This is a genomic window from Kitasatospora sp. CB01950 (genome assembly GCF_001905465.1).
Taxonomy (GTDB): domain Bacteria; phylum Actinomycetota; class Actinomycetes; order Streptomycetales; family Streptomycetaceae; genus Kitasatospora.
This window is the reverse complement of record NZ_LISX01000009.1, coordinates 306,807-329,711: the sequence shown is the minus strand read 5'-3', so window position 1 is coordinate 329,711 and position 22,905 is coordinate 306,807. Positions and strand designations below refer to the sequence as shown.

General features: G+C 72.0%; 40 protein-coding genes. All 40 read right to left on the bottom strand.

Annotation, left to right across the window (positions count from 1 at the left end; genetic code table 11):
• The gene (locus tag AMK19_RS23745) at positions 1-504 is read right to left on the bottom strand and encodes a hypothetical protein (protein WP_073815044.1); all 504 of its coding nucleotides are present in this window, start codon (positions 502-504) and stop codon (positions 1-3) included.
• On the bottom strand, positions 501-938 hold the full coding sequence (locus AMK19_RS23740) for a hypothetical protein (protein WP_073815043.1): 438 nt from the start codon (positions 936-938) through the stop codon (positions 501-503). Before AMK19_RS23740 ends, AMK19_RS23745 begins: the two co-directional genes overlap by 4 nt.
• Positions 938-1,369: an HK97 gp10 family phage protein gene (locus tag AMK19_RS23735; protein ID WP_073815042.1), complete on the bottom strand. Its 432-nt coding sequence runs from the start codon at positions 1,367-1,369 to the stop codon at positions 938-940. Before AMK19_RS23735 ends, AMK19_RS23740 begins: the two co-directional genes overlap by 1 nt.
• Positions 1,369-2,061, bottom strand: coding sequence for a hypothetical protein (locus AMK19_RS23730; RefSeq protein ID WP_073815041.1), 693 nt, complete (start codon positions 2,059-2,061; stop codon positions 1,369-1,371). Before AMK19_RS23730 ends, AMK19_RS23735 begins: the two co-directional genes overlap by 1 nt.
• 6 nt (positions 2,062-2,067) lie before the next feature.
• The gene (locus AMK19_RS23725) at positions 2,068-2,304 is read right to left on the bottom strand and encodes a hypothetical protein (RefSeq protein WP_073815040.1); all 237 of its coding nucleotides are present in this window, start codon (positions 2,302-2,304) and stop codon (positions 2,068-2,070) included.
• Positions 2,304-2,522: a hypothetical protein gene (locus AMK19_RS23720; protein WP_073815038.1), complete on the bottom strand. Its 219-nt coding sequence runs from the start codon at positions 2,520-2,522 to the stop codon at positions 2,304-2,306. Before AMK19_RS23720 ends, AMK19_RS23725 begins: the two co-directional genes overlap by 1 nt.
• On the bottom strand, positions 2,522-3,826 hold the full coding sequence (locus AMK19_RS23715) for a phage major capsid protein (protein ID WP_083647268.1): 1,305 nt from the start codon (positions 3,824-3,826) through the stop codon (positions 2,522-2,524). Before AMK19_RS23715 ends, AMK19_RS23720 begins: the two co-directional genes overlap by 1 nt.
• Positions 3,827-4,024: 198 nt before the next feature.
• Positions 4,025-4,654 (bottom strand): HK97 family phage prohead protease, encoded by a 630-nt coding sequence (locus AMK19_RS35395; RefSeq protein WP_073815037.1) that lies wholly within the window; start codon positions 4,652-4,654, stop codon positions 4,025-4,027.
• The gene (locus AMK19_RS35390; protein ID WP_073815035.1) at positions 4,654-4,992 is read right to left on the bottom strand and encodes a hypothetical protein; all 339 of its coding nucleotides are present in this window, start codon (positions 4,990-4,992) and stop codon (positions 4,654-4,656) included. The genes AMK19_RS35395 and AMK19_RS35390 overlap by 1 nt, the downstream gene beginning before the upstream one ends.
• A gap of 2 nt (positions 4,993-4,994) precedes the next feature.
• On the bottom strand, positions 4,995-5,282 hold the full coding sequence (locus AMK19_RS23700) for a hypothetical protein (RefSeq protein WP_241844536.1): 288 nt from the start codon (positions 5,280-5,282) through the stop codon (positions 4,995-4,997).
• A 5-nt stretch (positions 5,283-5,287) separates the two neighbouring features.
• Complete coding sequence (locus AMK19_RS23695; RefSeq protein ID WP_073815033.1) at positions 5,288-7,570, bottom strand: phage portal protein; 2,283 nt, start codon at positions 7,568-7,570, stop codon at positions 5,288-5,290.
• A gap of 13 nt (positions 7,571-7,583) precedes the next feature.
• The gene (locus AMK19_RS23690) at positions 7,584-8,936 is read right to left on the bottom strand and encodes a phage terminase large subunit family protein (RefSeq protein WP_241844535.1); all 1,353 of its coding nucleotides are present in this window, start codon (positions 8,934-8,936) and stop codon (positions 7,584-7,586) included.
• Positions 8,933-9,376, bottom strand: a complete 444-nt coding sequence (locus AMK19_RS23685; RefSeq protein ID WP_073815032.1) for a sigma factor-like helix-turn-helix DNA-binding protein — start codon at positions 9,374-9,376, stop codon at positions 8,933-8,935. Before AMK19_RS23685 ends, AMK19_RS23690 begins: the two co-directional genes overlap by 4 nt.
• A gap of 62 nt (positions 9,377-9,438) precedes the next feature.
• Positions 9,439-9,651 (bottom strand): hypothetical protein, encoded by a 213-nt coding sequence (locus tag AMK19_RS23680; RefSeq protein WP_073815030.1) that lies wholly within the window; start codon positions 9,649-9,651, stop codon positions 9,439-9,441.
• A gap of 60 nt (positions 9,652-9,711) precedes the next feature.
• Positions 9,712-9,852, bottom strand: coding sequence for a hypothetical protein (locus tag AMK19_RS36080; RefSeq protein WP_158071938.1), 141 nt, complete (start codon positions 9,850-9,852; stop codon positions 9,712-9,714).
• 168 nt (positions 9,853-10,020) lie between these two features.
• Positions 10,021-10,809 (bottom strand): hypothetical protein, encoded by a 789-nt coding sequence (locus AMK19_RS23675; RefSeq protein ID WP_073815029.1) that lies wholly within the window; start codon positions 10,807-10,809, stop codon positions 10,021-10,023.
• Positions 10,810-10,935: 126 nt separating this feature from the next.
• Positions 10,936-11,448: a WhiB family transcriptional regulator gene (locus AMK19_RS23670; RefSeq protein WP_073815027.1), complete on the bottom strand. Its 513-nt coding sequence runs from the start codon at positions 11,446-11,448 to the stop codon at positions 10,936-10,938.
• Positions 11,449-11,492: 44 nt separating this feature from the next.
• Complete coding sequence (locus AMK19_RS36075; RefSeq protein WP_158071937.1) at positions 11,493-11,660, bottom strand: hypothetical protein; 168 nt, start codon at positions 11,658-11,660, stop codon at positions 11,493-11,495.
• Positions 11,657-11,917: a hypothetical protein gene (locus AMK19_RS23665; protein ID WP_073815026.1), complete on the bottom strand. Its 261-nt coding sequence runs from the start codon at positions 11,915-11,917 to the stop codon at positions 11,657-11,659. Before AMK19_RS23665 ends, AMK19_RS36075 begins: the two co-directional genes overlap by 4 nt.
• A complete protein-coding gene (locus AMK19_RS23660) occupies positions 11,914-12,138 on the bottom strand; it encodes a hypothetical protein (protein ID WP_073815024.1) in 225 nt (74 codons plus the stop codon). Before AMK19_RS23660 ends, AMK19_RS23665 begins: the two co-directional genes overlap by 4 nt.
• A 55-nt stretch (positions 12,139-12,193) precedes the next feature.
• Complete coding sequence (locus AMK19_RS23655; RefSeq protein WP_073815022.1) at positions 12,194-12,514, bottom strand: hypothetical protein; 321 nt, start codon at positions 12,512-12,514, stop codon at positions 12,194-12,196.
• A 69-nt stretch (positions 12,515-12,583) separates the two neighbouring features.
• Positions 12,584-12,949 carry a hypothetical protein gene (locus AMK19_RS23650; RefSeq protein ID WP_073815021.1) on the bottom strand — a complete coding sequence of 122 codons (366 nt, stop codon included), beginning with the start codon at positions 12,947-12,949 and terminating at the stop codon, positions 12,584-12,586.
• Positions 12,946-13,140 (bottom strand): hypothetical protein, encoded by a 195-nt coding sequence (locus AMK19_RS23645; protein ID WP_073815019.1) that lies wholly within the window; start codon positions 13,138-13,140, stop codon positions 12,946-12,948. Before AMK19_RS23645 ends, AMK19_RS23650 begins: the two co-directional genes overlap by 4 nt.
• 3 nt (positions 13,141-13,143) lie before the next feature.
• Positions 13,144-13,476 carry a hypothetical protein gene (locus AMK19_RS23640; RefSeq protein WP_073815018.1) on the bottom strand — a complete coding sequence of 111 codons (333 nt, stop codon included), beginning with the start codon at positions 13,474-13,476 and terminating at the stop codon, positions 13,144-13,146.
• An 85-nt stretch (positions 13,477-13,561) separates the two neighbouring features.
• On the bottom strand, positions 13,562-14,491 hold the full coding sequence (locus tag AMK19_RS23635; protein ID WP_083647264.1) for a hypothetical protein: 930 nt from the start codon (positions 14,489-14,491) through the stop codon (positions 13,562-13,564).
• Positions 14,492-14,578: 87 nt separating this feature from the next.
• Positions 14,579-15,193, bottom strand: coding sequence for a hypothetical protein (locus AMK19_RS35385; protein WP_073815016.1), 615 nt, complete (start codon positions 15,191-15,193; stop codon positions 14,579-14,581).
• 13 nt (positions 15,194-15,206) lie between these two features.
• Positions 15,207-16,952 carry an AAA family ATPase gene (locus AMK19_RS23625; protein WP_073815015.1) on the bottom strand — a complete coding sequence of 582 codons (1,746 nt, stop codon included), beginning with the start codon at positions 16,950-16,952 and terminating at the stop codon, positions 15,207-15,209.
• Positions 16,953-16,964: 12 nt separating this feature from the next.
• Positions 16,965-17,219, bottom strand: coding sequence for a hypothetical protein (locus tag AMK19_RS23620; protein ID WP_073815013.1), 255 nt, complete (start codon positions 17,217-17,219; stop codon positions 16,965-16,967).
• The gene (locus tag AMK19_RS23615) at positions 17,219-17,554 is read right to left on the bottom strand and encodes a hypothetical protein (protein WP_073815011.1); all 336 of its coding nucleotides are present in this window, start codon (positions 17,552-17,554) and stop codon (positions 17,219-17,221) included. The genes AMK19_RS23620 and AMK19_RS23615 overlap by 1 nt, the downstream gene beginning before the upstream one ends.
• Complete coding sequence (locus AMK19_RS23610; protein WP_073815009.1) at positions 17,551-17,739, bottom strand: hypothetical protein; 189 nt, start codon at positions 17,737-17,739, stop codon at positions 17,551-17,553. The genes AMK19_RS23615 and AMK19_RS23610 overlap by 4 nt, the downstream gene beginning before the upstream one ends.
• Positions 17,736-17,990, bottom strand: coding sequence for a WhiB family transcriptional regulator (locus AMK19_RS23605; protein WP_158071936.1), 255 nt, complete (start codon positions 17,988-17,990; stop codon positions 17,736-17,738). The genes AMK19_RS23610 and AMK19_RS23605 overlap by 4 nt, the downstream gene beginning before the upstream one ends.
• A 41-nt stretch (positions 17,991-18,031) precedes the next feature.
• Complete coding sequence (locus AMK19_RS23600; protein ID WP_083647260.1) at positions 18,032-18,646, bottom strand: hypothetical protein; 615 nt, start codon at positions 18,644-18,646, stop codon at positions 18,032-18,034.
• On the bottom strand, positions 18,643-19,359 hold the full coding sequence (locus tag AMK19_RS23595) for an exonuclease domain-containing protein (protein WP_073815006.1): 717 nt from the start codon (positions 19,357-19,359) through the stop codon (positions 18,643-18,645). The genes AMK19_RS23600 and AMK19_RS23595 overlap by 4 nt, the downstream gene beginning before the upstream one ends.
• Positions 19,356-20,456, bottom strand: a complete 1,101-nt coding sequence (locus tag AMK19_RS23590) for a recombination directionality factor (RefSeq protein ID WP_073815004.1) — start codon at positions 20,454-20,456, stop codon at positions 19,356-19,358. The genes AMK19_RS23595 and AMK19_RS23590 overlap by 4 nt, the downstream gene beginning before the upstream one ends.
• Entirely contained in the window at positions 20,456-21,376 is a 921-nt protein-coding gene (locus AMK19_RS23585) for a hypothetical protein (RefSeq protein ID WP_073815003.1), read from the bottom strand. The genes AMK19_RS23590 and AMK19_RS23585 overlap by 1 nt, the downstream gene beginning before the upstream one ends.
• On the bottom strand, positions 21,373-21,660 hold the full coding sequence (locus tag AMK19_RS23580; protein ID WP_073815002.1) for a hypothetical protein: 288 nt from the start codon (positions 21,658-21,660) through the stop codon (positions 21,373-21,375). The genes AMK19_RS23585 and AMK19_RS23580 overlap by 4 nt, the downstream gene beginning before the upstream one ends.
• A complete protein-coding gene (locus AMK19_RS36070; RefSeq protein ID WP_158071935.1) occupies positions 21,660-21,812 on the bottom strand; it encodes a hypothetical protein in 153 nt (50 codons plus the stop codon). The genes AMK19_RS23580 and AMK19_RS36070 overlap by 1 nt, the downstream gene beginning before the upstream one ends.
• Positions 21,812-22,264: a hypothetical protein gene (locus tag AMK19_RS23575; protein WP_073815001.1), complete on the bottom strand. Its 453-nt coding sequence runs from the start codon at positions 22,262-22,264 to the stop codon at positions 21,812-21,814. Before AMK19_RS23575 ends, AMK19_RS36070 begins: the two co-directional genes overlap by 1 nt.
• Positions 22,264-22,386 carry a hypothetical protein gene (locus AMK19_RS38195; RefSeq protein ID WP_274536995.1) on the bottom strand — a complete coding sequence of 41 codons (123 nt, stop codon included), beginning with the start codon at positions 22,384-22,386 and terminating at the stop codon, positions 22,264-22,266. Before AMK19_RS38195 ends, AMK19_RS23575 begins: the two co-directional genes overlap by 1 nt.
• Positions 22,383-22,889, bottom strand: coding sequence for a hypothetical protein (locus AMK19_RS23570; protein ID WP_073814999.1), 507 nt, complete (start codon positions 22,887-22,889; stop codon positions 22,383-22,385). The genes AMK19_RS38195 and AMK19_RS23570 overlap by 4 nt, the downstream gene beginning before the upstream one ends.
• Positions 22,890-22,905 lie beyond the last annotated feature (16 nt).

The window sequence follows — 22,905 nt, the reverse complement described above, 5'->3', positions numbered from 1 at the left end:
TCAGTTCCTCTCGCTGGGCGCGGTGTTGTCGTCTTCGGGGTCGAGCGGCGGCACATCGGCATCACCCGCGTCGGACAGGGCGACCAGCGGCACCAACTCGGCATCAGCCGCAGGCGGGCCCTCGACCGGCGCGGGCGGCCACAGCTCGGCCTGCATGTCACCGGCCGTCGCACGCACCGCGTCCGGCCACTGCACGAGCGGGTCGATCGTGTCCGTCCGCGACTGCCACGGCAGCCACCCGTCCCACACGTACTGGTAGAGACCGGGGTACCCCGGCCGGCCCGGGATCTGCACCATGCCGGTGCGCCCCGCGAACCATTCCGGGAGCCGCCACGCCGGCCATGCCGAGTCGATGTGCTGAGGGTCCGGCGGCGCCCACATGCCCTCGGCCACGCAGTACTCCTGCGGGAGCCAGGTGTGGCCGTCCGGGTCGACGTCGGGCTGCGGGCCGGGGTCCGGCTGCGATTCGTCCGGGTCCGGCTGCGGGTCGGTGGGGGTGCTCACGGGCGCTCCAGGGTGCGGGTGACGAGGACGGTGATGGAGGTGCGGACGACGTTGTCGACGATCGGTTCGCGCCGCGCGGAGATGAACTGGACGCCGTTGACGACGGACCCTGCGGGCCCGGCCTGGAACGGGCCGGAGCACAGTCGGATCACCCGGGGGACGAGGGTGTAGTCCTCGGCGTTCGGCGCGCCGCCGGCGTCCTGCGTGCGGGCCTGCTGGACGACGTCGACCTGGACCATTTCCTGGATGACCAGGTCGCGGTCGGGGTCGCCGTAGTCGCCGTTCGCGGTGGGGTGGTTGAGGTAGTTGGTGCCCTCCTGCACGGCGATGTACGGAAGGGGCTGGCCGGGGGACGCGCCGTCGCGGACGACGGGCACCGGTGCGACCTGCGGGCCGAGCCAGGCACGGAACGCCCCGGCGGTGGTGGCGGCCATCAGCGCACCCCCTTGGCGTGAGCACGCAGCAGCTCTTCGGCTCGCAGGACGGCCGGGCGCATGAACGGGTACGGGCGCGTCCCGGGATGGTTGACCCGAGCGACCGGGTGTGCGGCGCCCTTCCAGTAGAGGGCCTTCTTGTTCTTGGGGAGGATCACGTGTGGGGCGGTGCCGTACTCGACGTCCGACGCGTACTCGACGTTCGTTCCGACCGTCACGGTGTACGTGAAGCGGCCGCCGCCGACGGGGATCGCGCGGATGCTCGACCGCAGCCGTCCCGTGTCCACCGGCACCAGCGACTTGGCGGTGTTCACCATGTCGTTGGCGACCCGGTCCATCACCTGCCGGGACTCGCCGCGCAGCCGGTCGACGGCGTCGCGCAGCGCGTTCTGGAACTGGCCGGAGTCGACGTTGTACGACAGGCCACCCATCACGCACCGCCGATCAGCGTGTGGTCGTTGCGGTACAGGGACAGCAGGACGTCAGCCTGCGGGACGCCAGTGGTCGCGCGGGGCGCTGACGGCCCGCCACCTGCGTCAGCGTCCGCCCCAGCAGGTTCGATGACGACGTTGTTGCCCTCGTCGTCGACCTGGATTCCGCCCGGGGCGACCCCGCCGCCCGGCGTGCCCTGACCCGTCGCGATCGCCTGTGACCAGGCCGCGACCATCGCCGTCGCCAGGTCCACACCCGACGGCGGCGCGTCGTAGCCGAAGGACCCGTCGACCAGCGCGTCCGACCCCCAGCGCCCCCACAGCCCGGCCCAGCCGCCGGCGTACGACTCCGCGCCAGCCACGAGGTCGTTGTAGCCGAACTCGGCGAGCTGTACTGCGTCGACCTGCCCGAGAACTGCACTGCTGGTGACCCGGTACGCGCTGACCGGGACGGTGTACTCGGTGTCGCCCGGGCCCGTGCCGAGGCGCACCGCGCTGATCGTACGCACGCGGCGCGGCAGGAGGATCCGCATCCGAGAGCTGACTGTCCCGGCAACAGTCAGGTCGGTGGGCTCGAACGCCTGCTGCGTGTAGGCGTCGACGACGGCCTGGGCGCGGGCGATCCACCCGGTCACCTCGTCGTCGGTGCCGGTGCAGCCAGCGGCGCGGGCCTGGGCGACAGTGCAGTACACGGGCCGTCAGCCCTCCGTCGACGGGGCGTCGACGGCCGCCGCGAGGGCGCGCGCCACGCCCTCGGTGACAGTCGCTCCGGCAACGCAGATCTGGATGGCGCCGCCGCCGGGGTGGGTGGTGTAGGCCGGGCCGGTGCAGCCGCCGTCCGAATGGAGCGCACGGTAGGCGTCGGTCGGCGCGGGCCGGCCGACCTCGAACCGGTCGGTGTCGACCCGCTGCGGGCCGGTGGTCTTGGCGGCCATCAGCTGCCTCCGATCACGCCGCGGGTGCGCAGCGCGGCGAGCAGGTTGTTGAAGTCGGCCTGAGTGGGGGCCACCGTGAGGTTGTTGACCACCGGCAGTGAGATGCCCGACAGCAGCGCGGTGCCGCCGGACACGACCTGGACATCGACGGTGACCTGCTCCGAGCGGCGAGTGCCGCCCTTGACGAGGTTCACCTGCATGGGGACGTTGGCGGCCATTACGGCAACGCCTGGAACGTGATCTTGGTGAAGGCCTGCGGGGTGTGGACCGCTACGTTCGCGCGGCGTTCGGCCAGGATCACGAGGGTGTTGTTGATGAAGAAATCCGCGTGAGAGTCGGTCATCAGGATGGTGACGCCCTGCCGCTCCCACAGGGTCGCGCCCATGCGGAAGCCACCCATCAGCGCGGTACCGGCCGCCATCGCGACCGTGGAGACGACGGTCAGACCCCAGATCCGCGGGACCGCGTTGCCGTCCTGCACGTTCGAGATGACACGGAACGTGCCGGTAGCGGTGGTGTCGAGCTCGATGTCCTGCCAGTCGCTGGGGTTCAGCACCACGGCGTCCGGCGGGTAGAGCGCCAGCTCCTGGACGGTCTTCGCCTTGCGGATCGTGATCAGCTTCGCGTCCGTGTTCCCGGACGACGGCTGGTAGGCGTTGATGCCCGAGGTCGTGAGGATCCCCTGCATCTGGGTGCTGCCGTTGCCGGTGAGGATCTCCCGATCCAGCTTGAAGTCGAGGCCGTAGCCGAGCCGGCCGTTGATGTAGCCGACCAGCTGGCCGTTGTCGTCGGCGGCCTGCCTGGTGATGGGCACCCAGTGGGCGACGGTCTTGAGGCTGGTGGTGATCAGGTCGAACGAGAACGGGCCGGACATGGGCTTCGTCGTGCCTTCGGCGACGACCGCGGCCTTGTTCCACGTGCCGGAGCCGGTGACCGGGCCGGACGTGTCCCGCATGTACTCCAGCGTGGTGCCGTCCGAGGTCTGCCTGTCCAACAGGTTGGCGATCAGCAGCGGGTAGTCGGGGTTCTGCGGGATGATCCCCGGGAGCCGGTGGTTCTGCTTCGGCTGGGTGCCGGTGGTGACGGTGCCGGCCGGGGCATCGCGGTGCTCGACCGCGATCTTGCCGACCATGCCGGCGGCCCGGAACTGGGTGAGGGCTGCGCTGCGGACGAACGCCTCGGCGACGCTGACGGGGTGGTCCGGCGCGAACTCGGGCTGCTGCCCGGGCTGCTGGCGCTGCTGCGGCTGCTGACCGGCCGGAAGGGCCGCGGCCTCCAGCGCGCGCAGCCGGGCGTCGCGCTGCTGCGCCTGCTCGATCTGGCCGGTGACCTGCTCGGCGCGCTGCAGGAGTTCGCCGATGTCGCCGTCGTAGGAGTCATCGCGGAGCAGGCGCATGACCTCGTCGCGCTGCTCGGCCAGGGTCGGTGCGCCGCCGGCGATCGGATAGATCGGGTAGCGGCGGGTGGGGTCCTCGCCCGGGCGGGCCTTGCGGGTGCCCAGGGCGCGGCGGCGGTTGCTCATGCCGGGTCCTCTCGGTCCGTGGGACGCGGACGGCGCCCCAGTGGTCTGGGTCGCGTCCGTCTTTCACGGCCGGTGGATCGCCCCGGCAATGCCCGTGGCTTGTACGTCCGGTACGAGCGGCCCGGATGCGTAGCACGATAGACAGGAGGGTGGTGGGGGCTGCCCGGCTAACGGCCGTCAGCCCCCGTCAACGGCCCGTCAGTGCCCCGCTGCGGCGAGGGCGAGGCGGGCGGCGGCGCGGCGGCGGTCGTCTTCCTGCCCGGCGAGGCGGGCCCGCTCGGCGGCGACCTGGGCGTCGAGGTTGTTCGGCTCGCCGTCCTCGAACAGCGCATCCAGGGCGGCCCGGACGGTCTTCAGCTTCGACCCGGGGACGGCGGCCATGCGGGCGGTGATCTGGGAGACCTCGACCAGCCGCGCGCTGCGGATGTTGGCCAGCCTGTCCTTGTACTCGTCCTCGGGCAGCGCGGCCAGCGCCTCCCAACTCGGCAGGTCCGTACGGACGAACCCCACGGACAGTTCCGGCGCCGACCCGGAGCGGGCCATGGTGCGGGCGTCCCGGCCGGCAGCGGTGTCGTCGTACTGGCCGCTGATCCACAGGTGGTCGCTGCGTTCCTCCGCGCGGAACGTACCGACCGGGCGGGATGGGTCGTGCATGAAGAGGAACGCGAAGCTGCCCCGGAGCCCCTTCTGGAAGACCTTGGGATGGAACGTCGTCCCGTAGGAGTCCTCGACGCCGTACCGGCAGCCGACGCCCTCGAACGTGCCGTCCTCGCCGTCGGCGACCCGCCATTCGACGGTGTCCAGCTGCCGCAGCTCCAACTCGGCCATCAGCCCTGTCCCTTCATCAGCTTGTGCTCGGCGTAGACCTCGGCGATGCCGTCCATCAGCCCGCGGTGCGCGGGTGACAGGCGCGGCGAGTAGCGGTAGATGGCAATGCCGTCGGGGCCGGTGCGGTCGTACTCGTAGACGATCCGGCCGTTGGCCAGGGGGAGCAGCTTGGGCAGTTCGCCGTTGGCACCGCGGTGAACAGCTCCCCGGGTGCCGTCGTAGGGGCCGCGCCGGACTTCGGCCAACGGGATGCCGGGCGGCCGGTACGCCCCCTGGTACTGGGCGTGTTCGGCGGCCTGGAGGACGGCGGGGGCCTCGCCGCGCAGGAGGGTGGCCATGCTCAGTGCTCCTCGCCGGTGCCATACGGTGCGCTCGGGTCCACCTCGCGCGCGGCCTGCTGCTCGGTTGCGGCAGCATCGAGAGCGGCACGTACGAAGCAGTCCTTTGCTTCCAGGAGCTTGCGCAACCCAGCAGTCAGCTCGGGCCCGTCAGGTAGCACGGCGACCATGTGGCCGGCGAGCTGGGAGCACGCCCGCGAGGTCTCCTGAAGGTGTGTAGGTAGGTGGCTCCAGCTGAAGTAGCGCATCAGCTGCTGTGTGGCCGGGTGTCGGTTCTCGTAGGGCTGCATGACGGTCAGTTCTCCTCGTACTCGAAGGTGAGCGTGCACCGGCAGTTAATCGACTGGTTGGCGGGCGCCGCCGGATCGCCGGGCCAACGCGACTGTGACGCGGTGAACCGCTCGCCGAGCGGCACCGTGTCGCCGTTCGCCAGCCGATGCGACTGCCGAGTCCGCGGGTCGAACTGGCCGGTCTCCCGGTTTCGGGTGGCCAGCCACTTCTTGCGTACCGCCCCCGCCTGCGACGCGGCAGATAGTGCCGTCTGGTTGTACGCCCCCACCGTCTCCGTCCGCGCGATCATCTCCGCCCGGTAGTCCGACAGGTCCGTGAACACCTTCTGCAGCCGGGCCCGCAGCGCCGGAATCGACTCGCCTTCGGATACGCCATGCTGCAGCAACTGCGCCTCCAACGCCCGCTGCGTCGTCGCCGTTACCTGCCCCGCCAGCTGCTCCGCCCGATCCGCCAACGCCTGCGCCACATCCGTCTGATCGACGTCGAACCCCGGCGTGATGCCCTGCCCGCCGCGCTGCGCCGCCCGCCGGATGAACGGCGCGAGCGCCTCCACGGTGCGACGCCGCCAGTACCGCGGATCGAACAAGTCCCGCGCCCGGATGCGCTGCTCCCACCCGTCCGGGCCCGACGCGAGATCCACGCCGGCCATCTCCGCGGCCGGCACGTGATCCGGGTCCGGCGTGGTAAGCCGAACTCGTCCCTCGACCGCGAGTGCGGCGGCCTGCCCGTGCAGGACGGCCAGCCAGTCAGTGGACCGGACCGGCTTGGCCATCAGCCGGTCGAAGTCGCGCAGGACGGCGGCGGCCTGCTCCATCGCGAGCCGGCGGACGGCCGCGACGCCCTCGCCCTCGATCGCGTCGTACTCGGCCTGCACGTTGACCGCCGGGGCCGGGTCGGCAGCGCGCACCAGCTCCCGCCGCGGTTCGCCGGTGAACGTCGGCAGGCTCCGGGCGGTCTGCTCCTCGCTGCGCATCCTCTCGATCAGCTGGGCAGCCAGCACGTCGAAGTCGAGCACCGCCCGGCTGCCGGCGGCCGGAGACGCGACCGGTGCGAACGCGGCCCGGTACGGGGTGATGGTCTGCTGCCCGATCCCGCCGGGCAGTGGTGGTCTACCGATCTCGGCTCGGGCCTCGTCCAGGGTCAGCAGGTCGGCGCCGACGTTCTCGCGGACCCGGGTGGCCTGCGCGTCCTGGCCCTCCTGCAGGGCCTCGACGCTGTCGTAGTCCCAGGTCGCGTCCTCGGCGTCGGAGGGCAGCAGGCGCAGGTCGACCTCGCTGGCGATGATGTCGAGCTTCGGCCGGATGGTGTCCGACCAGAGTGTCGTCTTCGCCGCCCTCGCGTTGTCGTATGTGGACTGACCCATCAGGTAGTCCCGGGGCACGCCGAACGCCAACATCACCTCGGCCGCGTTGGCGACGCGGGACTCCAGGTAGTCCATCTCCTCGGCGGTCAGCCCGACCCGGGCGTACGAGACGCCCTTGCTGTTGCTGCCGGGCGGGGAGCCGACCAGCAGGGTGCGGCCGGCGTTCGCAGGGCCCTGCATCTCCGCGCGCCAACTGGCTTTGGCCTGGGCGTAGTTGGCCTCGGTCATCTCGCCGAGGTAGACCACGCCGGTCGGCGCCGCGCCGTTCTGGTAGCTGGAGCGCTGCCACTCGCGGGCGAACGCGTCCATGTCGACCGCGTGGCGCGCGGCCTTCCACGGTGCTAGGGCCCCCAGCGGGTCGAACGGGTGCGGGTACCGCAGCCACAGCACCTCTTCGGGGAGCAGCGCGATGCGCTGCCCGTCCGCCCGGTTGACGACGAAGCCGAGGATATCGCCGGGGGTGGGCCGGTCGGCGGCCGGCTTGTCGACGACCACCTGCACCGGGTCGTAGATGGTGTACGCGCCCTGTACGTCGCCGACGCGGGTCTCGCCGCGGTCGAGGTAGACGAAGCTCTGGCCGGCCAGCTCGCCCTGCTGGAGGATCACGTTCTTGAACACCCGGGCCGACATGAACCGGTTCGGCCGCTTGTTGAACAACTGCGACACCCAGTGGTTTTGGATCACCTCGCCCTCGCCGTTGCGCACCACCATGTCGATCGACGAGCCGTTGTCGGCGATTGCCGCGACGCACCGGTACGCGACCGCGGAGTGGGAGTAGCCGCGGGACTCCGGGTCGAGGTTGAGGGTGACGGCGGACCCGGTGCTGAAGCTGACGGGGCGCCGGTCCCGGATCGAGTCCAGGGCGACGGCGGGCGCGGCGCGGCGGCCGAACAGCGCGGCGGTGGCGTCGGCGAGGCGTCCCACGTGCAGTCTCCTCTCAGGCCACGGCGGCGAAGTTGCCGCCGGCCGTGAGCATCAGGTCGGTCAGGGCCCAGACGAGGGCGTCGAGGCGGTCGGGGGAGTCGTCGACGCCGGCCACCCAGGTGGCGAGCTGGTCTTCGAGGGTGGAGTGGCCGCCGACGAGGTGCGCGGCGTGCTGCTCGAACAACGCGGCGACCGGCTCAGCGCGGGTCTTCTTGCCGCGGCTGGCGTGCACAGTGCGGTAGTTGACGGTCGGGTCGACCTGCCGCACGACGGTCCCGATCCAGTCGCCGCCGTTGTTGACCTCGGCGACGATCGCGTCCGCCTGGTGGGCGTGGTAGGCCTGCACGGCGCGACGGACGGCGTCCAGCGGCGGCATCCGCCCGGACAGGTCGTCGATCACGTACCCGTGCTGGCGGACGGTGCCGTTGCGGTCGGGGATCGCCGCGGCGGAGCGGCCGGCGACGATGATGCCCATCTCGTCGGACTCGGTGCCGGAGGTGGCGGCGGGGTCGACAGCGACAACGACCCGGGACATGGGCGGGGCTGCGCCGACCCGGGTGGCGTCGAGCAGGGCGAAGCTCCACAGGGCGCCCTCGATGTCGGTGAGGAGTTCGCCGTCGAGTTCCTGGCGTTCCATGCGGGTGCCGGCGTACTGCGCGATCAACTTCGAGCGCATCAACTCGGGGAGATGGTGGGCGTCGCGGGTGCGGCCGCGGGTGGTGAGGACGTCGTTGCGGGCGAGCAGGTCGACGATCTCGCGCCTGGGCTTCGGCGTGGTCGAGGCGATGTAGTGCGGGCGGGGCCCAACGCGCAGGCCCATCGCGGAGTGGGTGAGCGCCGGGCCGAGGTGTCGCATCGCGGCGGCCTCCTCCAGCCACACCAAGCATCGGTTGCCGCCGGAGCGCAGGCGCTCGACGTCGTCGGGGGTGTGCGCCCCGAACAACTTCGCCTCGGCACCGGATGGCCAACGCACGTAGGTACCGCCGACGGTCGTGCGCAGCACCACCCGCGGGTCGTGGGCTTTCAGTCCTGACGGGCCGTTGACGGCCGATTCGACTGCGTCGCCCTGCGTCGGAGCGATGATCGACATGCGGTGCCCGCCGGGCAGCCGCGGGTCGCAGGCGGGCCCGTTGACGTGGCTCACCATGTACCGGGCGCACCCGTCGGTTTTACCCGTGCCGCGGCCGCCGAGCTGCAGCCACATGCCGTGCGTCTCCACCTCCCCGGGGCAGACCTGCCACGAGTACGGCGTCCACGACGACCAGCGGGCCTCCCACGCCCGGCGCGCCAACTCGCCCTCTAGGAGCTCAAGTTCCTCGGGGGTGAGCTGCTGGAGTTCGGCAAGCATGTCGGGGGTGATCGTCACTGGCCGGCCTCGACGGCGGGCAGCCTGATCTCGGCGAGCTGCTCGGCGAGCTGCATGACGCGGGCCACGCGGTCGTCGGTGACCTGCGCGTTGACGCGGATCGGGGCGTCGAGGCCGAACAGCTTCGCGTGCCGGTCGAGGGCGCGGATGACGATCTCGGCGGCGCGGGTGTCGCCGAGGGCGGCCTTCGGGAGCATGCCTTCGAACACGGTGTCGAGAATGACGACCTGCTCGCCGATCAGGGCGTCGCGGTCAACAACAGTCTCGCGGGCGCGGGCGGCCAACGCGCGCTGGACGTACGTCCATGCGGTCTTGCGGTCGACGCCGAGCTGCTCACCGATCTGGGCGTACGACATGCCGGTGCGGCGCAGTTCGACAGCGTCGTGCTGCCTGAACTGCGATTCGGTGGTGCCGCTGCTGTTGAACCTCGGTGCGCCCATCGTGCCTCCCTGCTGGGCAGGGTAGGGAGATGGGCGCCGGGGGCAGGTCGGCTAACAGCCGGCTACTGCTGCGGGGGCCACTGGCCGTACGGCGGCGGGTGCGCGCCGGGCGGCGGACCGTAGGTGACGGTCCGGGTCTTGCGGCCCATGGCGGCAGCGATGGGCCAGCCGGTGATTGCCCAGATGCCGCCGGTGCAGATGGTGAGGATGATGTGCAGGACGTGGTTGGCACCGCGCCGGGTGACAACGACCTGCTGCTTCTGCCGCTTGGTCATGGGCACACCCTGTCGGGTGTGGGGGTGGTGTGGGGGAGATGTTGCCGACCTGTGACCGGCTCAGTCGGCAGTCGGCGTGTCGTAGAACCCATCCAACTGGATGTTGAGCTCCGCAAGATCGGGGTGCTGGGCGATCTCCAGCCTCTCTGACTCCGTGAACGCCTCCATGAACGTCCTGACCGACTCGGCCGCTTCAACCATGGCCGCGTTCAGGTCTTCTCCTCAGGCTTGGAACCGTAGCCAGTTGGCGCGCAGGCGGTGCACTCGGGCGGTGAACTCGGCGTGTTCTTCGGGCGTCATGCCAATGACCTCTCGGTGTGGGGACGCCCCGGGCCAGGCCTGGTGCGGCCAGCAAGGAATCAAGCCAGGCTACGGTGCAACGGCGAGCTGCCGCACTGATTCTTCCGGCAGCCGCCGCAGCTCCGGCTCCGCTTCCTCGACCAGTCGCCGCAGAGTGCCCCGGATGAACCCGTCGGACTGCACGATCAGCCCGGCCGCCGCGATCGCCGACCGCATGCTGCTGGTGCTCGGCCGGAACCCGCCGTCGTACAGGCTCCGGATCACGGCGCAACGCGCGTCGGTGTACGAGATCGGCGTGCGCGGCGGTGCGACGGGCTTCGGCGGGATCGCTGGCGGCCCGGCCGTGACCGGGGGCGCGATCGGGGCGCTGACGGGCTGCTGACGGGGCATCTGCTGCTCCCGGTGGCCGGGGCGCGGATCGGTCGGCGCAGCAGGTGCCGGGACAGGCGTCGCGGCCAGGTGCAGCAGGTGACCCACCACGGCCGGCGGGACCGCGGAGATCAGGGCGACGAGCCACGCCTGGTTGCCCTGCATGTGCCCCTGCTCGATCAGGTGCGCGCCGATCTGCGCAGCGAGTGCCAGCGCGATGGCGAGACCGGCGCCGAGGATGGCGGATACGCGGCCGCGTGCGCCCTTGGGCCGGGAAGCGGCGACTACGGCGGCGATCCCCGCGTACGCGGACAGAGCGGCCGGCATGCCGTACGCCCAGGGGTCCGACCAGCCTGCGAGTCGAGCGAGTTGGTATTCGCCGGGGGCGCACATGGCGAGGGCGAGGGCGAGAACAAGGGGGCGGCCGGCGGTGGTTGCGGTGCGCGCGTACCAGGGGGCGTGGTAGCCCGTAGAGTTGACGGTAGCCATGGAGTGCATGCTCCTGTGGTCAGGGCCGGGCCCGGGGCTGCTATCCCCGGTGCCTGGCCCGCTTCAGTTGTGTCGCCAGTCTACTGGGAGCAGGGCGTCAACGGGTCGCTCCCGTCAGGTAGTTGGCTACGCGGCGCGCTGGAGGTATGGCTTCACCGCGGCAGAGTGCGCGGCAAGACACGCCTGGCACGCCGGTACGCCGAGCTGGAGGTGGAGCCGGTACCCGTACCGGGTCGGGCCGCCGGGGCGCTGGTGTTCCTCGATCAGCCGGGCCGCCCGATCCGCGCGGATCCGGGCCGCGTACGCCTCGTCGCATCGGTCGCACTGCTCTTGGTGGCCGATGTGCCGGCGGCGTGCGTCCTCGGTGCCGCAGTCGTCGTAGTGCTTGGTGCGGGTGATGCGGCGCCGGTCGGGGAGTTCGGTGCGGGGGGTGCCGCGGTCGTTGTCGGTTCGGCCGGCCCAGGTGCCCCATTCGGTGTGTTGGACGGCCCAGGTGTTGCAGGCGGTGCGGACGGGGCAGGTGGCGCAGAGTTCGGCGGCTTCGGTGGCGGTGTCGGGTTCGTCGAACAGGGCGTGTTGGCCGACGCAGGGGAGGAGGCCGGCGCTGGTGGGGGGGATGAAGTGGGGCAGCTGCTGCATGGCGGGGCCTCCTCCTTCTGCTTGTGGCGGGTGTTGACGGGGCGTCAGCGGGTGCTGTGCCGCTTCTTGGTGGCGCGGGCGGCGGCGCGTCGGGTCTCGCGGTTGGGCCGGGGCTCGACGTGATCGTCCTGCTCGTCCTGGACCACGTGCTCGATGGGGCGGACGACGGTGCCCCAGGTGGCGCCGGGGCGGCCGGCACGCTCGCGGGTCACGGCTGCTCGCCGAGGATCTGCTGGGCGGCGGCGGTGAGGGTCTGTTCGGGGGCCGCCGGGGTCTCCTGGCTGGTGCGGTGGATCTGGATGGCGTGGTCGAGGTTGCGGGTGCCGAGGGCGCGTTGGGCGCGGGCGGCGGTGTTGCGGATTTCGCGGGCGCGGTGGGGGTCGCGGGCGGCGAGGACACCGATCGACTGGCCGGTGCGGACGAGCTGGTCGAGGAGTTGGCGTTCGGTGCTGGTGAGCGGGCGGGTCACTCGGAGGCCTCGCTGACGAGCCGGTAGCCGGTGCGGCGGGGCTTGCCCCAGGCCCCGGTTCCGGCGAGGTGGAGGCTGACGGCGAGGATCTGGCGGGGGCGCTTGCCGGTGATGGCGTCGACGACGTGGGCGCGGGCGTCGCCGGGGGTGTAGCTGATGATCCGGATGGTGGTTCCGCTGCGGGGGTCGCAGGCGGTGTAGATCTGGCCGGGGGTGATCACGGTGTGCTCCTGGTGGTGGGGTGGCCGCCGCGCGGTGCGGCGGCCGGGGGGCGTGTCAGCGGCGGTCGAGGTCGTGGATCCAGGCCGCGCACACGGCGGCGACCTGGACCAGCTCGGCGCGGAGCTTGGCCGGATCGGACTCGGCAAGGGCCTCGTACACCTCCTCCAGCAGCACGTCCCGCCAGGCGAGGACGCCGGACTCGGCGTTGCGGTCGGCCTGTTCGCGGTAGCGGACGGCGGAGTGCGCGTAGATCGGCAGGCCGGTGCCGTCGGGGTGGTGCTGGTCGCCGAACTTGGCGAGCTGGCGGGTGCGTTCGGCGTCAATCTGCTCGGCGAACTGGCGAACGCCGGGGGTGCTGAACAGGGTGGGGTACACGTGCTGCTCCTTCGGGTTGGCCGGCCGCCTGGTGTGGCCGGCCGCCTGGTGTGGGCGGCCGGCGGGTGGTCAGGTGTCGGTGTCGAGGGCGGCGCGGAGTTGGGCGTTGCTCGCGATGACGCGGTCGAGGCGGTTGCGCAGACCGAGCCGGGCGGCGGTCTCGACGCTGAGCTCGGCGCGGAGCCGCGTGTTCTCGGCGTCGCGGGCGTCCAGATCGCCGGCCTGGGCATCGATCTGCTGCTGGAGGATGCTGCTGGACTCGGTGGCCGCGAGAAGTGCGCGGCGGTGCTGCTCGCGGAGTGCGTCCAGCTCGGCCAGCACGGCCTCGGCAAGTTCGGCGGCGATGTCGGCGGTGAGGACGGACCTCGTGGCACACAGGCCGCCGTTGATGGCCTGGGCGATGCGCTGGCGGAGGTCGGGCTCGGGCGCGGTCACCGGGTGCTCGCCTGCTGCTGGCCGCAGGTGTTGCGGTGCTCGGCCACCAGGCGGACGAGCTCGTCCTCGGTCGTGGCGGTGACGGTGGTCCAGCAGCGGGCGCAGGTGTACTCGGCGGTGTCCCAGCCCTGCTGCTCGGCCGTGGGCGGGGAGAGGGCGATCAGCGGCCGGAGGTCGTCGGGGGTGGCCATGGGTCAGCCCTCCTGCACGGCACGGGCGATGCGGGCGGCGGCGCGGAGGCCGAGCACGCGAACAGACATGGCGGGCTCGTCGGGGTACTCGGCCACGGTCCGGTCGGCGGCGGCGTCGATCTCGGCGGCGACCTCCTCGCGCACCTGGGCGCGGTGCTGGCCGATGATGTCGGCGTTGACGCCTCGCCAGATTTCGTCCAGCACCTGGTCGCGGTAGGCGTCGAGCAGCTGGTGCGCCTGGTCGTCCGGGAGGCCGATGATGTCGGCGTCCTGCTCGGGCGGATCGGTGAGGGCCGCGAACAGGGTCTGGCGGGCGGTGGGCTGGTCGGTGGTCATGTGGGTCTCTCCGTGGGTGGGTCTGGTGGGGTGGCTGGCCGTCAGGCGGCCGCGCGGGGTGCGCGCGGCCGTGGGCGAGGGTGGTTCAGGCGGCGGCGCTGCCGGAGCGGCACGCCCAGGGCGAGCAGCCGTCCGGGTCGCCGGCTTCGAGTTCGGCGTCGGCGATCTGGCCGAACACGTCCGTCTGACGGCTGGCCCACTCGTGGGCGGTGATGCGGTCGATCGGGGCCTGGTCGAGCGGGAGGCGGGAGCGGTGCAGGTAGGCCTCGCCGAGGAGCGGTTTGCCGTTGGCGTTGCCGCGGGCGTTGCCGGAGCGGATCTGCCGGTCGAACTCGACGGCGTCGGCCCATTCGTCGGGGTGCTCGTCCCGCATCTGCCGCCACTGGGCGTTGCCGTGGAACGGGCAGCCGATGCATGCGGACTTGGGGGTGGATGCCCAGCCGCGGGAGCGGAGGTAGCGCAGGCAGTCGTCGCGGGTCCATCCCGTCCGGCCGTCGGCGGCGCCGTCGAGGTCGAGCAGCGGGAAGGCGTTGCGGGCGTACTTGACGTCGGAGTCGCGGGCGCGGCCGATCTCGTCGCGGCTGATGCCGATCCACTGCTCGACGTGCAGGCTGCGCGGGACCGGGCTCGGGTGCGGGTAGCCGAGGAGCTGCCGGACCTGCGCCTTGATGGCGACGACCTTGTACTCGTTCGAGCACTGGCGTCGGGTCATGCCGTCTCCGCCGTCGCGGTTCTTGATGAACAGGGGCATGGAGGCGAAGCGGTGTGCGGGGTCGAGGGCGTCGTGGCGGATGTTGCCGCGGGTGACTCGGTGGAGCGGGATGCCGGCGGGCTGGAGGATGTCGCGCTCCAGGCGGTCGAGGTGCTGGTAGACGGCGGCGGGTTCCCAGCCGGTGTCGGCGAAGATCGCGGCGTCGAGGCGCGGGAGGCGGCCTTCGGCGGAGAGCAGGGCAGCGGTGGTGGATTGGACGCCGGCGCCGAGGGACAGGACGCGCAGGGCGGGTTCGGCGGTCATGGGATGGATACTCCGGGGGGTATATGTCGGCTGGTGGGCGGCGGCCTTGCGCAGCCATACGACGGGGTCTGGTGGGGTGGCGGGCCGTCAGCGGGCGTCGTGGGCCGCGCTGGGGGCGAACGGGAGCGTGCTGTCCGGCCAGCTGCCGATGCTGGTGGCGTGCCATCCGTCGTGGCCGGGCTGGCGTTCACAGCGGTCGAGTCTGGCGACGGGGTGGGGTGCGCTGCATTCGGTTGGGGCCGAGCGGGCCGTGTTGGCAAGTCGCAGGTTCTCGGCGAGGAGCTGGGCGCGCTCGCCCATCCACTCGTCGGAGGCGTCGAGGTGCGCCTGCAGCTTCTCGACGAGGTGCGTGCTCACGGCCTTCTCGCTGGTGAGCTGCTGCTCCAGCTCGCGGGCGTAGGCGATCAGCGCGGGTACGTCCTGCCGGGCGTGGGCGATGAATTCGGCGTCCGGGTGCGGGAAGCCGCGGCAGGCGTTCTGACCGTCCGGGAGGAGTTCGGCCGCCGTCTCCATCAAGCCGTCGACGTTGAAGCGGGGCTGGGCTCCCTGGAGGCCGTGGCGGACGAAGTCCATGACGGTGTCCCACTCATGGGTCTGGAGGCGGAGGTTGCGGTCGCGTCCGGTGCCGTACCAGAGCCAGCGTCCCGGGGTAGCAGCGTCGGTGCGGGCCTGGATGGCGTCGAGGTCGAGGGGCTGGATCATCGCGGAATCTCCATCAGGGGGTGTCGTGGGTGGGCTGGCAGATGACGTGGGTGGTGTATCCGCGGGCGGCCCAGTCGAGTTGAAGCGGGTCGCCGCAGAGCGTGCAGATCGGGATGTCCTCCCCCGGCGCGCTCCCCCCTCCCCCCTCTATAGGGGGGAGGCGGGGGGAGGGAGGAGCTGAGTGCGGTCCCCCGAACCTCCCCCCGACCTCCCCGGGGGATGTTTGACCTGCGGTTTTGTCGTTACCTCCCCCCGTGTCGGGGGGAGTTTCGGTTACCGGCGAGTAGGGGAGGTGTGGGGGGATGTCCCCCGACGGACGCGACTTCCGCACCCGGACGGCCTCCTCGGCCTTGTCCTTCCGGACCCGGATGCCCTTCTCCCGGCACCAGTTGATGACCTTCGGGCTGCCCCACGTCGGATCGACACCGGCCCGATCGAGCTGGTCGACCAGCCACTCGGTCGTGCCCTCGATCAGCGCGGCGCGGTCCTCCCACGTCATCAGGTCGTGCCGGGTCGCGCCGAACACCCAGTCCGTGCCGGCCTTCCGCGAGTGCCGGATTACGGTGAACTCGTCCGGCCCGACACCGGTCCGAGAGTGGGTCCGCTTGAGGGAGAGGATCCCGCCGCCCTGCGCCCGCAGCTCCCAGACGTGGTCGACGTCCTGGGTTTTCGCGCTGCTGCCGCGGGCGCCGCGCTCGCCGTCCTTGCCCATGTGGTCGAGGCGGATCGAGGCGATGCCGGCGGCCTTGAGCGGCATCAGGGTGTGCCGGTACAGGTTGAGCCAGGTGTCCGCGTCGTTCTCCGCGCCGGAGATGAATCGGGAGACGGTGTCGATGAACACCACCTGTGCCTGGGTGGCGGTGGCGATGGCCATCAGGTCCTGCCCGCCGCCGGGGGTGTCGAGCGGCCGGACGGGCGGGAACGACAGGTAGGTGAGCAGGCCCATGTCGTCGGGGCTCGCGCCGAACGAACGGAACCGCTGCTGGATTTCGGGGTGGCCGTTCTCCGCGTCCACGTAGGTGACCCGGATCGGCGGCTGCGCCCGGTCGCCGAGGAACGGCCGGCCGGTGCCCATCCGCCACGCCCACTCCTCGGCCAGCAGGGACTTGCCCGCCTTGCCCTCGGCGACCATGGCGATCTGCTGGCCGTGGGCGAGGAGTTGACCGGGCAGCAGCTGCACGTTCTGGTAGTTCGTGCCGAACAGGGCGTCCCAGTCGAGGGTGGACGCGAGAAGGTGCGTCGGCCCGCCGCCGGCCGCCGCGGCTGTGCGCGTCTCCTCGGCCGCTACGTGCTCGGCTATCAGCGTGTTCAGGTCGTCGGGGCGGGCGCCGCGGGCGATGGCGGTCTTGATGCGGACGGCGAGGTTGTCGGCGCGGCGGGCTGCGGCCTGCTCGGCGACGATCCCGGCGTAGTACTCGACCTCGCCGAATGCCGCAGTGTCGGTGATGGTGAACAGGTAGCCGCCGTTGACCCGGTGGCCCTGGCCGAGCGCGATGATCTCGCGGTTCACTGCGATCGGGTCGGTCGGTCCGTCGGACCGGTGCTGCTCCTGGAGGACGTTCCAGATCAGCTCGTGGGCCGGTCGGTAGAAGTCTGCGCCGCGCAGGAGTTGGGCGGCGCGGGGGACGTTGTTGCGGTCGTACATGCACGCGCGGAGCACGGCCATCTCGGCGGCCTGGTCCTCGGGGACGCGGCGGTCGATGTACTCGCCGTCGTCCTCCGGCTCCGGCGGGGCCGGGAAGGGGTGGACGTTGCTCACGGGCTGGTGCTCCTAGAAGAGGGTCGGCTGCGTCGGTGTGGGTGGGGTGCAGCCGTAGGGGCCGGGGAGGTGCGGGTGGTGCGCGCGGGCGTTCTGGCGGCCCGTCAGGATCTCGGCGGCGTCGAGTGCGTCGATTCGGCCGCCGTCGGGGAGGTGCACGGCGAGCGGGTGCGGCGTCGGGTCGAGGTGCCGGCCGTCCGGGGTCTGGAGGATGGTGGCCCCGCACCGCGGGCAGATAGTGCGCGTCGCGGTGCGGGGCGGTCTCATCAGGCCGCGTCGTTGAAAAGGCTGCCGATCCGGGTCGCGCCCGGCATGAGGGAGTCGAGGGTGCCGGCGTTGGTGCGCTGCCGGTACATGTCCTGCTGAACCTGGCGCAGCCGCTCGTCGGTGAACTCGTCACCGGCGACCTCGATCCCGACGACGCGGATCTTCACCGACGGGTCCCTGTCCTCCTCCGGGCCGGGCTCGGTGCGCTCGGCGTGGGCGATCTCGACCACGGCCATCCAGCGGCCGGCCCGCTGCTTGAACATGTGGTCGGCGTGCGGGGCGAGGGCGGCGGCGACGTCGGCGAGGACCTTGCCGTCGATCTTGATGTCGGTCACGGGGTGCCTTTCGGGTGGTGGGTGGCGAGGTGGCTGGTGTGGAGGTCTGCGGCGTGGCGGGTGTCGTCGCCGGTCAGGCGGGCGTGGTGGTACGGGGTGCAGCGGGTGCACAGGTAGTCGGCGGTCGGCCGGCCGCCGGGCCCGTGCTCGCGGATCGTCAGCCCGCCGACCCACGGCCCGCTCACGCCGCAGCCGCGAGGGCGGTCGAGCGACGGGCGGCCTTCCGGGCGCCGATGGTCTCGCCCGCCCAGATACCGTTGTCGTGGACCGAGTAGCTGGTCTCGCGGCACCCGGCCTGGATCGGGCAGCTGGCACACAGCACGCGGGCGGCGAAGATCCGGGCCCGGGCGTCGTCGCTGTCGCGTCGCTCGCCATCGGGGGCATGGAACAGCTCGGGCGCGCCGGCGCAGGGCAGGGGAGCGTCGGTACGCGGCACGAGCGGGGTCCGGGCGGCGGGGATGCGAGGGGGAAGGGTGTTCACTGGTCGGTCCCTTCGGGCCATGCCACGCCGTCGAGGGCGCGGGTGTGGGTGGCGGGGAGCTCGGCGAGGGGGTGGCCTAGGTGGGCGAGGCCCATGGCGAGCAGCACGTACGCATCGGCCTGGTCGTAGCGCCAACGGCCCTCGCACTCGATGCCGTACTGCTCGGCGACGGCCTCGCGGACCTTCGCCTTGACCTGGGTCGGCGTCAGGCCCTTCCACCGCGCCTTGCCGGTGGCGAAGATCGTCCGGTTGTCGGGCGGGCACACGGCGTACGGGATGCCGCGCTTCCACAGTTCCAGCCGGACCATCCACCGCATCGCGGACAACTGGTCGGCGCCCTGCAGGTGCGACCGGGAGAATGCGGCGCCTTCGATGACGACGAAGTCGGCGCGCCGCACGTACTCCTTGATCTGGGTGAGCTGGTGGACCATGCGGGCCTGCAGGCCGGGCTGGTTGGCGTGGATGGCTTCGGTCCAGCCGACGCCGGCGACTCCGGTGGTGCCGATGGCGACGTCGAGGCCGATGACGAGCGGCCGGGGCCCGGCCGCGGTGGGGGCGGGGGTCGTCCCGGCCGGAGCCGGGACGACCTCGGGGAGCAGCAGCTGACTCACCGTGCACCACCCTGCTGACGGGGGACCAGTGGCCACTCCGGCTCGACCACCGCCGCCGGGTCGCTCTTGCGCAGGTACGCCTGCAGCGACACTGCCTGCTCCCGCGCCCAGATGACCTGCGCCGCGTGCAACTGCTCCAGCGGCTGCCGGGCGGCCGGGTATCGGGCGGCTTGCTTGTACGCGATCCGTGCCGCGGCGAGCGCGTCCGCGCCGGCCTCGTGGGCGTCGCCGCCGAGGGCCACGCCGTAGTGGCGGGCCATGTCGATCAGCTTCCGCGAGCCCTTGCGGTACTTGTCGACGGCCTTGTCGATGACGTACGGGTCGACCACCAGCGGCTCGGCGCCCGCGAGTTCGGCCAGCGGCGGCAGGCCGTGCCGGGCGCACTCGCGGTCGAGCAGCGTCAGGTCGAAGCGGGCGTTCATCGCGACGATCGGCAGCCGGTGCGCGACGAACTCGGCCAGCTTGCTGGCGATCTCCTTCACGACCTCGGCGGCCGGACGGCCCTCCGCCCGGGCCCGCGCGGTGGTGACGCCGTGGATCGTGGACGCCTGCTCCGGGATGTCGATCCCGGGGTCGGCCAGCCAGGTGCGCGCCGCGGCGGGCATGCCGTCGCCGAGGCCGATCACCGCGGCAGTCACGATCCGGTCGGACTCGACGTCCACGCCGGTGGACTCGGTGTCGAACGCGACGATTCGTCCCAGGCCCCAGCTCACCGGGCACCCGCCTTCAACCAGCCCAGGAACTCGGCGAGCTGCGTGACCTCGGCCGATCCCGGCATGGTGCCGCCGTTGCGCTCCGCGAACGCGGCCTCGGTCGCGTCGGTGGTCCAGCCCAGGCGGCCGGCCGCCGCGATGATCTGGAACCAGACCTCGGTCGGGTCCTGGTCGTCCACGATCTCCGGCTCGATCACGCCGTCCTCGTCCGGCACCGGCGCAGCGGCCGGGGCGAACCGGGCGGCCAGCTCGCCCAGTTCGGCGGACAGTTCAGGCGTCATGTGGCCCTTGCCGTTCGCGGTCTTCCAGATGTCCCGGACGGCCGCCGCGTTGCGGCTCATCCTGGCCAGCGCCACGTAGTCCGGCATCGGGGCCTCGGTCGGGGCCGCCTCGATCGCGGCCCGCCCCGGGCCCGCAGCCGCCAACTCCGGTACGGTCCCGCGGATCTGCCCCGACATCAGCTCGGCCGGGGTGATCTCCACGTCCAACGTCGGCACCATGAACCGGTTCGTGCCCCGGTCGGTGACCACACTCTTGGCCTCCATGCCGAGCCACCCCGCCACGTACCCGCCGCCCTGCGCCAGCAGCTCGGCCGCCGGCGGCAGCTCCACGGCCGCGTAGTAGCCCTTCGAGATCAGCAGCCACTGCCCGAGCGCGGGCAGGTCGCGGAGCATCACATTCACCCGGGTGGTGATCTTGCAGTCCCGCTTCTCCGGGTCGCACAGGCACGGCCGGTCCAGCTTGTGCTCAGTCACGCCGTCGCAGCGCCGCTGGCACTTCGATCCGGCGTACAGCTCGTACCACTGCGACACCGCATCACGCGGCGGCACCAGCACCGGCAGCCGATCGACGGTGGTGTACACCTCGAACTCGGACGGGGCGCCGTTTGCCGGCGTCCACGGCCGCACCTCACCGCCGTACAGGGCGGCGACCTGCTCCAGGATCGGCCGGGACGCCGAGGTGATGCGGAACTTGTCGAGCTTCGCCGGGCGCTTGGTCGGCTTGCCGTTGGAGTCGGTACGGCCGGTGGCCACGGTGTGGCCAATCCGGATCTCGCCCAGCTGCCGCATGCGGCGCTGCAGGTCGAGGATGGGCATCAGGCAGCACTCCTCTGGGAAACAGCCGGCAGGGACAGCGCCCCGCCAACGACGGTCTTGGACAGGCCAGAGGCCCACTCGGCGGCCTCCTGGGTGACGCGGAACGCGGCGAACACCTCGTCACCGCACAGCAGCGGATACACCCGGTACCCCTCCGGCCGCAGGTGCAGGACGATCCCGGTCGAGTGCACCGCGGGCATCGGCACCGTGGAGCCGTCCCGCAGCCACGCCACCTCGGCGCGCCGGTACGCGGCCATCTGCAACCCGGCCTCCGGGTACACACCCTTCTTGTCGAGCTCGCCGCCGGTCTTCGTGTCGCCGATGAACAGCGTGTCCAGCGGCAGCGAAAGCGCCGTGGCGATTCGGCGGGACCGGAACAGGTAGTCGAGGGTCCCGGCGTACCCGAAAGTCCGGTTCCCGACGACCATCTCGGACGCCTCGAACTCGACCTCCCACTCGGCCACGAACGCCAGGAAGTTGGCGAGGAACACGGCCATCTCCGGGTCGTCAGTGGTCGCGGCGGGGATCGGCTGGCCGAGCACGTGCGCCTCGATGACGTCGTGCACCGCGCCGCCGATCTCGGCACGCTCGTCGCGCTTCCGCAACGGAGCCCGGCCGAGCCACGCCTGCTTCTCCGCCCGCTCGTCCGGCCGCAGCGACGCCGCGACGAGCTCGGGCAGGTGGGCGAATGCGACCTCGGCCACGAGGTTGCCGGCCCAGCGGGTGAGGACGTCGCCCTTGGTGCCGCCCTGGTCGAGGATGGTGGTGACGCGCCGGTACTTCTCGCCGGTGACCTTGTCGCGGTACCAGCCCTGGGACGGTCGCGGGATGCGGTCCGGCCCAGTAGGTACGGCGGTGGTCTTCCGGCGCCGCCCGGCGGCCGGGGACGCGGTGGCCCCCGGCAGCTCGGTGATCGTCATGCGGCAGTGCCGCCCTTCACAGTCGCGCCGGCGTCGATCGCCGCCAGCTGCTCGTCGTTGTAACCGAGCGCCCGGGACAGCTGCACGAGCAGCCCGTCACGCGTGACCCTCAACTGCCTGACCTGCTCGCGCAGTTCGGCCTCGGTGTCGCCGGAGCGGGCGGCGAGGATGCCGTTCGCGCCCGCCTGCACCCGCGTTGCAGCCTCGGCCTGTTCGGCACGGGCCCGGAGACGGGCCACCAGCGCGGCGGTCTCGGACTGCACGCGGCGGGAGATCCACGGCATCAGATGTCCTCCTCGGAGTAGTCGGGGCTGACGTCGGTGATGTGCGAGTGGGCATACTCGACCGCGGTGGACACCTCGACCAACAGGTCGCGGGCGTCGTCTCCGGTCACGCCGTGCAGGTCGACGGTGACGATCAAGCGACGGGTGGCCATCAGCCGGCCGCCTTCCGCTGCATCGGCACCAGCATCGGCCCGGCCGCCCGCTCGATCCGAGCCGCCAACTCCCGCGCCGTGCTGGCCGGGTAGCGGATCTCCGCGCCCCCCAGGCGCTCGATCAGCTCGTCCAGCAGCGCGTCCAACTCCGGGCCGCGCGCGCCGTCGATCACGGCCAGCTCCTCGGCGACACCCTCCGGGTCCTCCACACACTCGGAGGCCAGGGCCTTGACCAGCGCCCGCACCACCAGGTACGCGTCGACCTCTGCGCCGGCGGCCGTCGAGCGCACCGTCAGCCCGTACGGCAGCCCGGACGGATCGATGGTTGCCGGCCACGCCAGCATCCCCGCGTCGTGCAACGCGGTGGCGGCCTTCGCGGCGGCCCGCGGGCGGATCCCGCACCGTGCGACCAGCGCGGCGGCCTGCTTCTTGAGCAGGGGCATGTGCTTCATCAGCTTTTCCCCTTCCGGGAGTTGCGGGCCCGGCGCCGCAGCACGGCCTGGGCCACGGTGTCGTACAGGCGGATTACGACCATCACCAGCAGGCCGACAGCGAGGATCAGCACGACCGTCACGCCGCCACCCCCGGCCGGTGTGCGTGGTGCGCGATCTCGCGGGCCTGGGCCTCCTGCACGCGGAGCCTCGCCGGGAACATCGCCCGCACCAGCGCCGTGTCCGGCAGCACCTGCTGCTCGACGGTGACGGTGCGCACGAACACCCGCACACCGCCGCCCCTGATCGGGCCCAGGCCGAGCATCCAGTCCAGACCGCCGAGGCCGTACAGGTGACCGTCCTCGCCGCGGACCTGACGGGACGACATGGACACCGAGCACCGCGGGTACGCGGCGTACCAGGACGACAGCGCCTCGATCGAGTCGACCGTTAGCGTCACCGACAGGCCGTCAGCGGCCAGGTGCGCCTCGTGCAGCTGCACGCCGGGCGTCGCGACCTGGTCGTACAAGGCCTGGACGCCGGCCATGATGCCGACGATCCGGGCCGTCAGCGGCAGGGTGCCGGTGGGGATGGTGGCGGGGTCGGGCCCGGCGAACGGACTGGTGGAGCGGGTAGGCTGGTTCATGACCTGCCTCTCCTTC

Bases quoted from the DNA above. Each gene is read 5' to 3' on its own strand.
- AMK19_RS23575 (WP_073815001.1), bottom strand. From the start codon at position 22,264: ATGAAGCACATGCCCCTGCTCAAGAAGCAGGCCGCCGCGCTGGTCGCA.
- AMK19_RS36080 (WP_158071938.1), bottom strand. From the start codon at position 9,852: ATGGTTGAAGCGGCCGAGTCGGTCAGGACGTTCATGGAGGCGTTCACG.
- AMK19_RS23675 (WP_073815029.1), bottom strand. From the start codon at position 10,809: ATGGCTACCGTCAACTCTACGGGCTACCACGCCCCCTGGTACGCGCGC.
- AMK19_RS23685 (WP_073815032.1), bottom strand. From the start codon at position 9,376: ATGGGCGCACCGAGGTTCAACAGCAGCGGCACCACCGAATCGCAGTTC.
- AMK19_RS36070 (WP_158071935.1), bottom strand. From the start codon at position 21,812: ATGGCCACCCGTCGCTTGATCGTCACCGTCGACCTGCACGGCGTGACC.
- AMK19_RS35395 (WP_073815037.1), bottom strand. From the start codon at position 4,654: ATGGCCGAGTTGGAGCTGCGGCAGCTGGACACCGTCGAATGGCGGGTC.
- AMK19_RS35390 (WP_073815035.1), bottom strand. From the start codon at position 4,992: ATGGCCACCCTCCTGCGCGGCGAGGCCCCCGCCGTCCTCCAGGCCGCC.
- AMK19_RS23640 (WP_073815018.1), bottom strand. From the start codon at position 13,476: ATGACCACCGACCAGCCCACCGCCCGCCAGACCCTGTTCGCGGCCCTC.
- AMK19_RS23680 (WP_073815030.1), bottom strand. From the start codon at position 9,651: ATGACCAAGCGGCAGAAGCAGCAGGTCGTTGTCACCCGGCGCGGTGCC.
- AMK19_RS35385 (WP_073815016.1), bottom strand. From the start codon at position 15,193: ATGATCCAGCCCCTCGACCTCGACGCCATCCAGGCCCGCACCGACGCT.
- AMK19_RS23725 (WP_073815040.1), bottom strand. From the start codon at position 2,304: ATGGCCGCCAAGACCACCGGCCCGCAGCGGGTCGACACCGACCGGTTC.
- AMK19_RS23570 (WP_073814999.1), bottom strand. From the start codon at position 22,889: ATGAACCAGCCTACCCGCTCCACCAGTCCGTTCGCCGGGCCCGACCCC.
- AMK19_RS23635 (WP_083647264.1), bottom strand. From the start codon at position 14,491: ATGACCGCCGAACCCGCCCTGCGCGTCCTGTCCCTCGGCGCCGGCGTC.
- AMK19_RS23735 (WP_073815042.1), bottom strand. From the start codon at position 1,369: ATGGGTGGCCTGTCGTACAACGTCGACTCCGGCCAGTTCCAGAACGCG.
- AMK19_RS23670 (WP_073815027.1), bottom strand. From the start codon at position 11,448: ATGCAGCAGCTGCCCCACTTCATCCCCCCCACCAGCGCCGGCCTCCTC.
- AMK19_RS23720 (WP_073815038.1), bottom strand. From the start codon at position 2,522: ATGGCCGCCAACGTCCCCATGCAGGTGAACCTCGTCAAGGGCGGCACT.
- AMK19_RS23620 (WP_073815013.1), bottom strand. From the start codon at position 17,219: ATGAGACCGCCCCGCACCGCGACGCGCACTATCTGCCCGCGGTGCGGG.
- AMK19_RS23580 (WP_073815002.1), bottom strand. From the start codon at position 21,660: ATGCCGTGGATCTCCCGCCGCGTGCAGTCCGAGACCGCCGCGCTGGTG.
- AMK19_RS23715 (WP_083647268.1), bottom strand. From the start codon at position 3,826: ATGAGCAACCGCCGCCGCGCCCTGGGCACCCGCAAGGCCCGCCCGGGC.
- AMK19_RS23645 (WP_073815019.1), bottom strand. From the start codon at position 13,140: ATGGCCACCCCCGACGACCTCCGGCCGCTGATCGCCCTCTCCCCGCCC.
- AMK19_RS23590 (WP_073815004.1), bottom strand. From the start codon at position 20,456: ATGCCCATCCTCGACCTGCAGCGCCGCATGCGGCAGCTGGGCGAGATC.
- AMK19_RS23700 (WP_241844536.1), bottom strand. From the start codon at position 5,282: ATGCAGCCCTACGAGAACCGACACCCGGCCACACAGCAGCTGATGCGC.
- AMK19_RS23585 (WP_073815003.1), bottom strand. From the start codon at position 21,376: ATGACGATCACCGAGCTGCCGGGGGCCACCGCGTCCCCGGCCGCCGGG.
- AMK19_RS23740 (WP_073815043.1), bottom strand. From the start codon at position 938: ATGGCCGCCACCACCGCCGGGGCGTTCCGTGCCTGGCTCGGCCCGCAG.